This window comes from Pseudomonas veronii (assembly GCF_002028325.1).
Classification (GTDB): Bacteria; Pseudomonadota; Gammaproteobacteria; order Pseudomonadales; family Pseudomonadaceae; genus Aquipseudomonas; species Aquipseudomonas veronii.
Genome location: NZ_CP018420.1, coordinates 3,313,235 through 3,325,932, shown reverse-complemented (window position 1 = coordinate 3,325,932; position 12,698 = coordinate 3,313,235). Strand labels below are relative to the sequence as shown.

Annotated in this window: 13 protein-coding genes; 6 read left to right on the top strand and 7 right to left on the bottom strand. The window is 63.8% G+C overall.

The genetic code is table 11. The features are described from left to right. Positions 1–36: 36 nt before the first annotated feature. Positions 37–930 (bottom strand): DMT family transporter, encoded by an 894-nt coding sequence (locus PverR02_RS15195; RefSeq protein ID WP_057004079.1) that lies wholly within the window; start codon positions 928–930, stop codon positions 37–39. A gap of 109 nt (positions 931–1,039) precedes the next feature. Between PverR02_RS15195 and PverR02_RS15190 the strand changes: the two genes are divergently transcribed. Beyond that, on the top strand, positions 1,040–1,480 hold the full coding sequence (locus PverR02_RS15190) for an Lrp/AsnC family transcriptional regulator (RefSeq protein ID WP_017845744.1): 441 nt from the start codon (positions 1,040–1,042) through the stop codon (positions 1,478–1,480). 102 nt (positions 1,481–1,582) lie between these two features. On the opposite strand, the gene xylB is transcribed toward PverR02_RS15190, so the two are convergent. From xylB to PverR02_RS15160, 6 genes are all read right to left on the bottom strand, one after another. Continuing rightward, a complete protein-coding gene (gene xylB, locus PverR02_RS15185) occupies positions 1,583–3,043 on the bottom strand; it encodes a xylulokinase (protein WP_079443755.1) in 1,461 nt (486 codons plus the stop codon). 16 nt (positions 3,044–3,059) lie between these two features. Further along, positions 3,060–4,052: a LacI family DNA-binding transcriptional regulator gene (locus tag PverR02_RS15180; protein ID WP_026139873.1), complete on the bottom strand. Its 993-nt coding sequence runs from the start codon at positions 4,050–4,052 to the stop codon at positions 3,060–3,062. A 22-nt stretch (positions 4,053–4,074) separates the two neighbouring features. Continuing rightward, complete coding sequence (locus PverR02_RS15175; protein ID WP_057004076.1) at positions 4,075–5,007, bottom strand: ABC transporter substrate-binding protein; 933 nt, start codon at positions 5,005–5,007, stop codon at positions 4,075–4,077. Positions 5,008–5,041: 34 nt separating this feature from the next. Next, entirely contained in the window at positions 5,042–6,010 is a 969-nt protein-coding gene (locus tag PverR02_RS15170) for an ABC transporter permease subunit (protein WP_086005473.1), read from the bottom strand. Positions 6,011–6,023: 13 nt separating this feature from the next. After that, positions 6,024–7,556, bottom strand: coding sequence for a sugar ABC transporter ATP-binding protein (locus PverR02_RS15165; protein WP_079443754.1), 1,533 nt, complete (start codon positions 7,554–7,556; stop codon positions 6,024–6,026). A gap of 163 nt (positions 7,557–7,719) precedes the next feature. Continuing rightward, complete coding sequence (locus PverR02_RS15160) at positions 7,720–8,262, bottom strand: cytochrome b (RefSeq protein WP_017845739.1); 543 nt, start codon at positions 8,260–8,262, stop codon at positions 7,720–7,722. A gap of 182 nt (positions 8,263–8,444) precedes the next feature. Between PverR02_RS15160 and PverR02_RS15155 the strand changes: the two genes are divergently transcribed. From PverR02_RS15155 to PverR02_RS15135, 5 genes are read left to right on the top strand one after another with little or no spacing between them, the layout of a single operon-like run. Further along, positions 8,445–9,122, top strand: a complete 678-nt coding sequence (locus PverR02_RS15155) for a thermostable hemolysin (protein WP_046383366.1) — start codon at positions 8,445–8,447, stop codon at positions 9,120–9,122. Next, positions 9,112–10,590 (top strand): AMP-binding protein, encoded by a 1,479-nt coding sequence (locus PverR02_RS15150; protein WP_079443753.1) that lies wholly within the window; start codon positions 9,112–9,114, stop codon positions 10,588–10,590. Before PverR02_RS15155 ends, PverR02_RS15150 begins: the two co-directional genes overlap by 11 nt. Further along, positions 10,587–11,261 carry a TenA family transcriptional regulator gene (locus PverR02_RS15145; protein ID WP_046383364.1) on the top strand — a complete coding sequence of 225 codons (675 nt, stop codon included), beginning with the start codon at positions 10,587–10,589 and terminating at the stop codon, positions 11,259–11,261. Before PverR02_RS15150 ends, PverR02_RS15145 begins: the two co-directional genes overlap by 4 nt. After that, entirely contained in the window at positions 11,248–12,057 is an 810-nt protein-coding gene (locus tag PverR02_RS15140; RefSeq protein ID WP_046383363.1) for an SDR family oxidoreductase, read from the top strand. Before PverR02_RS15145 ends, PverR02_RS15140 begins: the two co-directional genes overlap by 14 nt. After that, positions 12,054–12,698, top strand: a complete 645-nt coding sequence (locus tag PverR02_RS15135) for a tetratricopeptide repeat protein (protein ID WP_017845734.1) — start codon at positions 12,054–12,056, stop codon at positions 12,696–12,698. Before PverR02_RS15140 ends, PverR02_RS15135 begins: the two co-directional genes overlap by 4 nt.

The following is a 12,698-nucleotide window of genomic DNA, read 5'->3' as shown; positions in this document are numbered from 1 at the left end:
ACCGCGGGCGCGCTGCAACGGCGCGCTCGCTCTCGATCACTGCACTTGCACCACAGCTTTGGGGCGCCACCACCAGCCCCTTTGCAAACCGGCGGCAGCCAACAGAATCGCGGCGACGCCCAGCCATTGCAGCCAACCCAGGCGATGCCCAAAGGCAATCCAGTCGACCAGAATCGCCGCAATCGGGTAGATAAACGACAACGCGCCGGTGATGGCCGTCGGCAACTTCTGGATCGCCCCGTACAGCAACACATACATCAAACCGGTGTGTACCACCCCGAGCGTCAACAAGGCCGCCCAGGCGTTGTGCGCCACCGGCAGACTGTGCCACGGCACCAGCGGTGCCAGTAACAACGCACCGGTCGTAACCTGGATCAGCGCGATCAAATGCGGCGGTACTGCCTTCAGGCGCTTGATGATCAGCGCGGCAAGCGCATACAGAAACGCCGCGCCGAGGGCCAGGGCGATACCGGCCAGGTAATCGTCGCCGGTTGGCTGATTGCCATGGGCGCTGACAATCGCCAGCATCCCGAGGAACGCCACACTCAGCCACGCCAGCTTCGGCACGCTGAGCTTTTCACCGAGAAACAGCGCCGCCAGCATCACCAACATGAACGGCTGCACGTTGTACACCGCAGTGCTGATGGCGATGGACGCGCGGGAATACGATTCGAACAGCAGCAACCAGTTGCCGACAATGGCCACTCCGCTGAGCATCGCCAGGCCGAGCCCGGCCCAACTGAGCAAGTCCCGGCGCAGATACCCGAGCAGCGCGCACACCAGCAATAATGTCAGCGCCCCGATCACGCAGCGCCAGAACACCACTTCGAGCACCGATACGCCCGACACCAGTACAAACCAGCCAATGGTGCCCGAGATCAGCATGGCGGCGACCATTTCCCACGACCCGCGACGGATGGATGTGTCCATGATTGAGACTCCTCAAGTGAGGCTCAATTATGGCAAGCTGGTTCGCCGCGGCTCCAGCGCCTAAAAAAGGCGAAAAGCCTCAATGACCTTTATTTATTAGGCGCACACCATGATCGACACCATCGACCAACAACTGATCGGCGCTTTGATGGACGACTCCCGGCTGTCCCTCAAGGCCCTGGCCGGCATCACCGGCCTGTCCTCGCCCAGCGTCGGCGAACGCCTGCGCCGCCTGGAAGAGCGCGGCGTGCTGACCCATTACACGGTCGACATCGACCCCAAACACTTCGGCTACCTGCTGCAAGCCATCGTGCGTATCCGTCCCCTGCCCGGCCAATTGCAGGAAGTGGAGCGGCAGATCCAGGCCATCCCCGAATTCACCGAATGCGACAAAGTCACCGGCGAGGACTGCTTCATCGCACGCCTGCATGTACGCACCATGGACCACCTCGACAGTCTGCTGGATCGGCTCAACGTCTATGCCGAAACCAACACCGCCATCGTCAAGAAAACCCCAGTGAAGCGGCGCCTGCCACCGCTGACGGACTAACGCCGACAAACCTTAGGTGGGGATAGCAGTGGTTCAGGCACTTATGCAGTGACTGACACTCCGCTATCGAGAGCAAGCTCCCTCCCACAGGGCCGGATCAAGTCAGCCGTGCAGAGCCTTGGCCGCGCCCAACAGCCCCTGAAACTTGCGATAACGCGCCTCCAGCACCGGCTGTTGCGCCACGTCCGGTACATACCGCGCCTTGACCGGCATGCCCGCCGCGAGCAACGCCGCGCCCTGCCCGATGGCCAAAAAGCCCAACTTCGCCGCGCCGATGCACGCGCTCAGTTCACTGCCGTGCAGCGTGAAGATTTCCCGCTGCAGGATGTTGGCCAGTAACTGCGCCCAATACTCACTGCGCGCGCCGCCACCCACCAGCGCACAGGCGGTGACGTCGGCGCCGCTCGATTGCACCGCGCGCAACGCGTCGAGCAGGCCAAAACCCACGCCTTCCATCACCGCATACCCCAGCATCGCCGGGGTGCAGTCGTGGCCCAGGTTCATAAAGCCGCCGCGTAATAAAGGGTCGTTATGCGGGGTGCGTTCGCCGGCCAGGTACGGCAGGAACAACGGCGTATCCAGCGGCACCGATTGGCCGATGGGCAACTGGGCCTGGACCTGATCCAACAGCGCCTGTTCATCCGGCATGCCCGTCAGGCGCGTGACCCAGCGCAAACAACTGGCGCCGGCCAGCATCGCGCCCATGGTGTACCAACGGTCGGGCAGCGCATGGCAGAAGCTGTGTACCGCGCTGGCCGGGTTGCCCGCCGCATGGTCGGTGATCGCGACAATCGCCGCGCTGGTGCCCAGCGTGATGAAACCGTCGCCGGCATTGATCGCGCCGATGCCGACCGCCGCAACCGGGTTGTCGCCACCGCCGCCGGCAATCACCACCTCGACGCGCAAACCCAGCTCGCGGGCGGTCAGACACGCGCTTGCCGCACCGCCCTCCACCAGCCTGGGCATTTGTTCCGGCGCCAGGCCGGTGGCCCGCAGCATGGGGCTGAACCATTGACGATTGGCCACGTCCAGCCACAGTGTTCCGGCCGCATCGGACATCTCGCTGACGCGCTCCCCGCTCAAGCGCAGGCGCAGGTAATCCTTGGGCGACAACACGCAATCGATGGCCTTGAACACCTCGGGCTCATGCCGTTGCAGCCAGAGCAGTTTCGGCGCGGTCAAGCCGGCCATGGGCAAGCTGCCGGTGACATCGGCAAACCCTGGCCCAAGCTGTGCCGCTTCGGCCACCGCGCGCGAGTCGTCCCACAGAATCGCCGGGTATAACACGCGATCGTCATCCCCCAGCAATACCGCGCCGTGCATTTGCCCAGACAGGCCGATGCACGCCACACGGGCAAACGATTCATGAGCGCGCAACACATCCAGCGCCTGCAAACAGGCTTGCCACCAGTCTTGCGGCGCCTGTTCGGACCAGCCGGGGTGCCGGCGCGAGACGCTCAAGCGCACGCCGGCCTGAGCCAGCACCGCGCCGCTGGCGTCCATCAGGATGGCTTTGAGTTCCGAGGTGCCCAGGTCGATGCCGAGGGAAACAGCAGTGTTCATACGCGTGTCATTCCAATCAATCACAGCCACAAGAGTTACGTATTTGCAGGGTCGGCTCCAGACGCACACTGCGGGTCGGCGCATCGGGTACGGCCATGCGTTGCAGTAACAGGTTGACCGCACGAGCGCCGAGCGCCTGGACCGGCTGGGCGATCAACGTCAGGCGCGGCACAAAGAAATCCGCCCAATCAAAATCATCGAAGCCCACCAGCGCCATCTGCGCCGGCACTTCGATATGTGCATCGCGCAAGGCCTGCATGGCGCCGAGGGTCATCAGGTTGTTGCCGGCCATGATCGCGGTCGGTGGCGCGGCCAGGCCCAGTAACTGCACCGTGGCCTGGCGTGCCGGTTCGGTGTTGGAGCCGCCGTTGACCAGCAGTTGCGGATCGAACGCCAGCCCCGCGGCCGCCAATGCCGCGCGGTAACCGGCCACCCGTTCATCCGTGGTGCTGAACCCCGGGCGCCCGGCGATGAAGCCGATTCGGCGATGCCCATGGGCGATCAGGTGGGCAATCAGCGCCTGGGTGGGCTGGGTATTCGCCACCCCGACCTGATCGAATTGTTCACTCATCATCCGGTCCACCAGCACCGCCGGAATCTCGCTGGCCCGTAGATACTCCAGGGCCAGCGAGCCGTTCGAGGGCGCCAATACAATGCCGTCGACGCGCCGGTGATGCAGCGCCGTGACCACCCGCAGCTCCTGCTCCGGGTCGTCGTGGGTATCGACGAACAGCATCATGTAGCCGTGCTTGGCGCATTCGGTTTCGATCGCGTGTACGGTTTCGCTGAAGTAATGATTGGACAGCGCCGAGATCGCCACGCCGATGGTGTTGGTGCTCGAACGCGCCAGCGAACGCGCCAGGGTGTTGGGGATATAACCCAGTTCCTGGATCGCGCGCTGCACCGCTTGCACCGTGGCCGGGCTGACCTTGCGGGTGCCGTTCAACACATGGGACACCGTTGACGTCGACACCCCCGCTCTGCTTGCGACGTCATCCATGGTGACCACGGCGCTGTCCCCCCTCAATGACTCAGTGTTTACTCGACCAGCCGCTGTACGTCGCGACGTTGTCGCGGGTGATCAGTTTGGGCGTGAGCAGCGTAACCGTTTCGGCCGGCGCTTTGTCGTTGAGAAGGTCATTGCCGATGTTCACCGCCGTCTGCGCCATGGCCCATGGGTCCTGGCTGGAGGACGCCTGGATCTGGGTGTCGGTCTTCAGCGCATTCTCGATATCCGGTGCGCCATCTACCGAGGTGATGATGATACCGCTGCGTTTGAGCTGCTTGGCCGCCAGGTCGCTGCCGATGGCCTGGGGGTCGTTGATCGCGAACAGACCGTCGATTTTCGCAAAACGCGTGAGGTAGCCCTGCATCACGTTCAGACCGCCTTCACGCGAGCCCTTGCCGTCCTGGTCATCGGACAGCACCTTGATTTGCGGCGCAGCGGCCAAGGCGGCCTTGCAACCTTTGACGCGGTCGGTCACGGCAGTCACTTGCGGGCCGTTCTGGATAATCACGTTGCCTTTACCCGCGAGCTTGTCCACCAGGAATTGGCAGGCCAGTTTGCCGGCTTCGACGTTGTCGGTCTGGACGGTCGCGTTGACCCCCTTGGCGTCCACGTCCACCGCCACCACGACGATACCGGCGTCACGGGCTTTCTTGATCGCCGAGGCCATGGCGGAGGGGTCGACGGCGTTGATCAGAATCAGGTCGACCTTGGACGAGATGAAGTTGTCGATCTGCGAAAACTGCTTGCTCAAGTCATAGTCGGCCGACACCGACGTGACCTTGACGCCCGGGTTCAGCTCCTTGGCGCGGGCCGTGGCGCCGTCGGCCAGGGTCACGAAATACGGGTTGCCCAGCGAGCCCATGCTGATGCCCAGGGCTTTCAATTCACGCGCTTCCACGGCTTGGGACATCAGGGCAGCCAAGGCAATGACGGGAAAGATGTGTTTTAGGTTCATGTGGGTCTCTCTTGTGATTGTTGTAGGAGTGAACTCAGGTCCGCGCACCGGACTGGCGATAGCGATCCAGCGCGACCGCGCCGATGATCACGATGCCCTTGATGATGTACTGCCAGATATCCGAGACGCCCAGCAGCACCAGGCCATTGGTCAGTACCGCAATGATCAGTGCGCCGATCAGCGTGCCGCCGATGGTGCCGACGCCGCCGGTAAAGCTGGTGCCGCCGAGGATCACCGCGGCGATCGCATCCAGCTCGTAGGATTGCCCCAGTTGCAGGCCATTGGCGGCGAACAGGCGTGAAGCACTCATCACCGCGCCAAGCCCGGCCAACGCACCGGACATCGCGTAGACGAACAGCAGCACCTTCCACACCTTGATCCCGGAAAGCCGCGCCGCTTCCGGGTTGCCGCCCACCGAATAGATCTGCACGCCCATCACCGTGCGCCGCAGGATGAACCACGACAACGCCACCACCGCGACCGCGATCACCACCAACCACGGCACGCCGAGGATCGAGTCATTGCCGATAAAGGCAAACGGCAGGTCGGGGTTGAACACGGTCTTGTCGTCGGCCAGCAAACGCGCCAGGCCGCGCATGGCGGTCAGCGCGCCGAGGGTGACGATAAACGGCGGCAAGCGCATGAACGCGATCAACCCACCGTTGACCAGGCCCAGCAACAGGCCAAAGCCAATCCCGGCGGCAATCCCGAACATGCCGAACTGCGGCGACATCGAGGCCTGCAACGCCACCACGGCGGACGCTGCGAGGATCGCACCGACGGACAGGTCGATGCCGGCAGTGAGGATCACAAAGGTCATGCCCGCCGCCAGCACGACGTTGACCGAGGCCTGTTGCGTGATGATCGACAGGTTCTGCACCGTCAGGAAGTTTTCGCTGGCCAGGGCAAAGCCCACCAGCAGCAGGACCAGCACCGGCAGCATGCCGACGCTGCGCATCAGTTCCCTGAGCCGCTCGGCCTTGCCGATTGGCGGGAGGGTCATTGTGTTGTTCGAATCAGCCATGGGCAGCCACCTGATCGCCACCGGTGGCGAGGTCAATAATACGTTCCTGGGAAATGACGTGGCCCGAAGCCCCGCCGACTTCGGCCACCAACTGGCCTTCGCGCATGATCAGCACGCGGTCGCAGGTGCCGATGATTTCCGGCAACTCGCTGGAAATCACCACGACGCCTACACCGGCCTGCGCCAGTTGATTGATGATGCGGTAGATCTCGGATTTGGAGCCGATGTCCACGCCGCGCGTGGGTTCGTCGAGGATCAGCACATGCGGCTTGACCTCCAGCAGCCGCGCCAACAAGACCTTTTGCTGATTGCCGCCGGACAACGCGCCGACGTTGACCTTGCCCGACGCCACGCGAATCGACAGCGACTTGATCGCATCCTGCGAGCGTTGCGCGGCATGCCGTCGATTGAGCACGCCACCGGCATGGGCGTCCGGCACACAGGCGCAGACATTGATGTTGTCGGCCACGCTCATGTCCAGGAACAGGCCCTGGGCCTTGCGGTCTTCGGTGAGGTACACCACGCCGGCGCGGATCGCGTCGGCCGGGGTGCGCAGTTGGGTGACGGTCTTGCCCACCACTTCCAGGGTGCCGCCGGTGCGCAGGTCGGCGCCGAAGATCAGCCGCGCCAGTTCGGTGCGCCCTGCCCCCACCAGGCCGGCGATGCCCAGCACTTCGCCGGCATGCAGGTCGAAGCTGCAGTTGCGCACGCGTTTGCCATCGGCCATGTCGCGCACGCGCATCACCACCGCGCCAGGGTCATAGGCCGCGTGTTCCTTCTTGTAGAAACCGGAGAGGTCGCGGCCGACCATCATCTTCACCAATACCTCGGCCGACAGCGCGTCGCGGGTCAGTTCGCCGATGTACTGGCCGTCGCGCAGCACCGAAACCCGGTCCGACAATTCGTAGATCTCGGCCATGCGATGGCTGATATAGATGATCGCCAGGCCCTGGCTGCGCAGCTGTTTGATCAGCGCGAACAGGCGGTCGGTCTCGCGCGATGAGAGCGGCGTGGTGGGCTCGTCCATGACCAGGATCTTGGCGTGGGCATGCAGGGCGCGGGCGATTTCCACCAATTGGCGTTCGGCAATCGACAGGCTGCTGACCCGCGTCGCCGCGGTGAACTCGGCACCCAGGCGCTGCAGCACCTCCACGCAACCGGCCTGCATGCCCTGGCGGTCGATGGTCCAGCCACGACGCAGTTCGCGGCCCAGGTAGATGTTCTCGGCCACGCTCAGGTTCGGGCACAGGCTCAGTTCTTGATAGATCACGGCGATGCCGAGGGCTTTGGCAGTGGCGGGATCGAACGTGGCGACAGGCTGGCCGGCGATGCGGATGGTGCCGCCCGGGTCGGCCTGGTAAGCGCCGGAGAGGATTTTCATCAGGGTGGATTTGCCGGCGCCGTTCTCCCCCATCAAGGCGTGGATTTCGCCGGGGTAGACTTTCAGGCTGACATTCTTGAGCACGCGCAAACCGTTGAAGGTTTTGCTGATGCCCTGCATTTCAAGCAAGGGTTCGAGGCTCATGACTGAGCTCCTGAATTTATTATTTTTGTATTCGCGCTCCTTGGATCAGAGCCGATCACCACCGACTCTAATCAGATAGATTTGCTTACGCAAGCGCTTGCGTAGCCCGCTTGTCGCTTGATGAAACGTTTCATCAAGCGACTTAACCGCAACCTCAGCGTTCTTAACGTTTTGGCAGCATGCGCAGCAAGGTGTTGTCCCGCACCCAATAGTGGTGGAACAAACCGGCGGCGGCGTGCAGGCCGATCAGCCAGTAACCGGCGCTGCCCAACCATTCATGCCAGTGCTTGAACTGCCTGGCCAGGTCCGGGTCCGCTGCGACCAGGGTCGGCAAGGAAAACTCGAAATACGGCACCGGTTTGCCTGCGGCGTTGAGCATCAGCCAGGCCAGCAGCGGCGTGACGATCATCAGGCCGTACAACGCCAGGTGCATCAGGTGCGACATGCCCGTCTGCCAGGCCGGCGGGCGCGGCACGATCGGTGGGCGCGGCGTCAGGCGCCCGAGCAGGCGCAGCCAGACCAGCAGGAAAATCCCGATACCGAACAGCGCATGGGCGCCGAGGAACAGCCCCTTGAGTGCGTGCCCGCGGGGCAACAGACCTTTGATTTCGATGCAACCGTACACGCCGACAAACAACGCCAGCATCAACCAGTGCAGAATCATCGACAGCCTTGAATAGCGCGCTGTCATCAGGTTTTCGCTCATAGAAAAGGCACCTTGTGCAGGGGTTGGGGCCGAACCCGGCCTTGATAAAGTCGCGGTCACCCTGCCCGGCTAGTCTTAAGACAATCTGAAGATCGCTGAAACGATCATTTTCGCCACCTTCAGACTTCGTTAAGAAATGCCTTTGATACTTCTCCCAACTTCACTTGGGAGGCATAACGCCAATGCCCGGTATCGATTGGAAGATTCCCCTGCCCCTGCTATTCGGCCAAGCCGACAGCGCATCGCTGTGCCTTTCCCGAGCACTGCCTCAAGACCCCCAACGCCCGGCCTTCGAAGCCTTCATCCAGCAGCGCTTTCGGATTGCCCACGGTGCCGATATCCGTCATTTCATGCCGCAGCTGTTTGGCGTCAGCCAGGCCAACGGTGAACTCTGCGCCGTCGCCGGGGTGCGCCTGGCGAGCGACGAGCCGTTGTTCCTGGAGCGCTACCTCGACCATCCGATCGAGCCGCTGATCAGCGCCGCCGCCGCGCAACCGGTAGACCGCGGGGCCATCGCCGAAGTCGGCAACCTGGCCGCCAGCGACACCGGCAGTGCGCGCCTGAGCATCATCGCCATCACCTGGTTGCTGGCCATGGCCGGCCTGGAGTGGGTGGCATTCACCGGCAATATCGGCCTGGTCAACAGTTTCCATCGCCTCGGCCTGAAGCCCGTCACCCTGTGCGCCGCCGACCCGCAGCGCCTGGGCGATGAGCGCCATCACTGGGGCAGTTATTACGAAAGCCAACCCTGGGTGCATGTCGGCAATATCCGCGCCGGCTTCATCCATCTGCGCAACATGGGCCTGTTCTCGCGCCTGGGGTTGCCGACCACGATTGAGGATGCCTGCCATGTCGCCTGAAACCCGCCGTTTCCACGCTGTTCTTCGCGGCTATGCCGAACGCAATGACGGCGCCGTCGCCCTGTGGGGTGACACCTTGAAGATGGATTACACCGCGCTGTTCGCCGAGGTGACCGCTCGACAGGAACGCCTGCGCGATGAAGGCGTGAAGGTGGTGGCGCTGGCCCTGGACAATGGCATCGAGGCCATGCTGTGGGACCTGGCGATCCTGTTCGAAGGCTTGACCTGCCTGACCCTGCCGCCGTTCTTCAGCCCGACCCAGCGCGCCCACTGCCTGGAACAGAGCCACGCCGAGCGCGTGATCGCCGAGCCCTACCTGGACGCCGAATTGCACGCTGGCGGTTACCGCAAAACCGGCGACTTCTGGCGCCGCGCGTTCGACGGCCGCCCTTCAATGCCCCTGGGCACGGCCAAGGTGACCTTTACCTCCGGCACCACCGGCACGCCCAAAGGCGTGTGCCTGAGCGCCGACAGCGTACTGCGGGTGGCCCGCGAGTTGTACCAGGCCAGCCATGCCAGCGACCCGCGCCATCACCTGTCATTATTGCCGCTTGCCATCCTGCTCGAGAACCTGGGGTGCTACGCCGCGCTGTATGCCGGCGCCACCTTGAGCCTGCCCAGCCAGAAGAGCCTGGGCATCCAGGGCGCCAGCGCGGTGGACGCCGCGCAATTGCTCGGTTGCCTGGCGGTGCGCCAACCCCACAGCCTGATCCTGGTTCCGCAGTTGCTACTGATGCTGGTCATCGCCGCCGAGCAGAAAGCCTTCAACCCGCAAGGCCTGCGCTTTGCCGCGGTGGGCGGTGCGCGGGTCTCCAAGGCCTTGCTGCTGCGCGCGCAGCACTTGGGCGTGCCGGTGTTCGAAGGTTATGGCCTGTCGGAATGCGCCTCGGTGGTGTGTCTCAACCGGCCCGGCGCCCAGCGCGCCGGCAGCGTTGGCCAGCCGCTGCCCCATGTGGAGATCCGCCTCGCCGAAGACAACGAGGTGCTGATCAAGGGCTCGACCTTGCTCGGCTATCTGGGCCAGCCCGAACAGCCCGCACAATGGTGGCCCAGCGGTGATCTGGGCGCGTTCGACGACGACGGTTTTCTCTACCTCAAAGGCCGCAAGAAGCATCAGTTCGTCACCAGTTACGGGCGCAACGTCAACCCGGACTGGGTCGAGGCCGAACTGACCCAGGGCGGCGCCATCGCCCAGGCCTTCGTCTACGGCGAAGCCCTGCCGCAGAACCACGCGCTGCTGTGGCCTCATCGCGCCGACTGCACCGACGCCCAACTGGCCGCCGCCGTGGCCCTGGCCAACAGCGGCCTGCCCGACTACGCACAGGTGCATTGCTGGACGCGCCTGGAAGAACCGTTCACCGCCGCCAACGGCTTGCTCACCGCCAATGGCCGGCCACGGCGTGACGCCATCGTCGCGCGTTATCAATCCCAACTTGCCCCTGCACTCAACGAGGAAACTTCATCGTGAACTTTTTCGACACCCTGCAAGACGCTACCCAACAAGAACGCCAGGCCCTGTTCAGCCTGCCGATCATCCGTGATGCACTGGAAGGCAAGGTCAGCCTGGAGAGCTACCGTGAATTCCTCGCCCAGGCCTACTACCACGTGCGCCACACCGTGCCGTTGATGATGGCCTGCGGTGCGCGCCTGCCCTCGCGCCTGGAGTGGTTGCGCAAGGCAGTCAGCGACTACATCGAGGATGAATATGGCCATGAACAATGGGTGCTCGATGACATCGAGGCCTGTGGCGGCGACCGCGACGCGGTACGTGACGGACGCCCGGGCTTGCCCATCGAGTTGATGGTCAGCTACCTCTACGACCTGATCGCCCGTGACAACCCGGTCGGCCTGTTCGGCATGGTCAATGTGCTGGAAGGCACCAGCATCGCCCTGGCCACCCACGCCGCCGGCAGCATCCGCGATCATCTGCAACTGCCGGAGACGGCGTTCAGCTACCTGAGCTCCCACGGTGCCCTGGACATCGGGCACATGGAAACGTACCGCCGCTTGATGAACAGCCTGGACGACCCCGAAGACCAGGCCGCCGTGATCCGCGCCTCCAAAGTCGTGTACGCGCTGTACACCGACATGTTCCGCAACCTGCCGCGTAGCGGGGAGGCTCCCCATGCGCCTGTCTGAAGCCCGTGTGGTGCTGACCGGCGCCAGCGGTGGCATTGGCCTGGCGATTGCCACCGCACTGTGCGCCAGTGGCGCGCATGTGCTGGCCGTGGCGCGTCATCGCGAACCGCTGGAAGCCTTGTTGGCGCAATACCCGGAACAACTGTGCTGGGTCGGCGCCGACCTGACCTTCCTCAACGACCGGCGCAAGGTGCTGGCCGCCGCGCAAGCCATCGGCGGCGTCAACCTGCTGATCAACGCAGCCGGGATCAACCACTTCGCCATGCTGGAACAGCTCGACGAAAACGAGATCAACGGCATGCTCGCGTTGAACATCACCGCGCCGATCTGCCTGACCAAGCTGCTGCTGCCCATGCTCAAGCAAGCCGCGAGCGCGATGGTGGTGAACGTCGGCTCCACTTACGGCTCCATCGGTTACCCCGGTTATGCCACCTACTGCGCGACCAAGTTCGCCTTGCGCGGGTTTTCCGAAGCCCTGCGCCGGGAACTGGCCGATACGCGGGTCGGCGTGTTGTACGTCGCGCCGCGTGCCACCCACACGCGCATGAACAGCCCTGCGGCGCAGGCCTTGAACGATGCGCTCAAATCCAACGTCGACGACCCGCACAGCGTGGCCGCCGCCGTGATCAAAGCGATTGCCAACGACCGCCGCGACCTTTACCTGGGCTGGCCGGAGCGCTTTTTTGTGCGCCTCAACAGCCTGCTGCCGAACCTGGTCGACCGAGGCTTGCGCAAACAACTGCCGCTGGTCCGCCGCCTCAGCGATAAACCCGTGAAAAAGGATCTGAACCCATGAAACGCCTCTTCGCCGCGCTGCTGCTCACCGCCCTGAGCCCACTCACCTGGGCGCTGGACAGCGCCGACCAGCAACGCCTGACCGAGATCCAGACACGCTGGGCCCATATTCAATACAACTTGCCCGAGGAACAGCGCACCAAGGCCTTTGAGCAACTCGCCGCCCAGGCGACAGCCTTCACCCAGGCGCGCCCTCAAGCAGCCGAGGCCTGGATCTGGTCCGGCATCGTCAGCAGCAGCTGGGCCGGTGCCCAGGGCGGGCTTGGCGCGTTGAGCAAGGTCAAGGCGGCCAAGGTCGACCTGGAAAAAGCCCTCGCCCTCGACCCCAAGGCCCTGCAAGGCTCGGCCTATACCAGCCTCGCCGCATTGTATGATCGGGTTCCCGGCTGGCCGATCGGCTTCGGCGATGCCGACAAGGCTGACCAGTTACTCAAACAGGCCTTGCAACTGAACCCGACGGGCATAGATAGTCTGTATTTCTGGGGGGATCACCTGTACCGGCAAAAACGCTACAGCGAAGCCCGCGAGGCCCTGCAAAAAGCCCTGCTGGCCGCTCCACGGCCGGGCCGGGAAACCGCCGATGCCGGGCGGCGCAAAGAGATCGAAAGCGTGCTGGCCGACATCAACAAAAAACTCAACTGA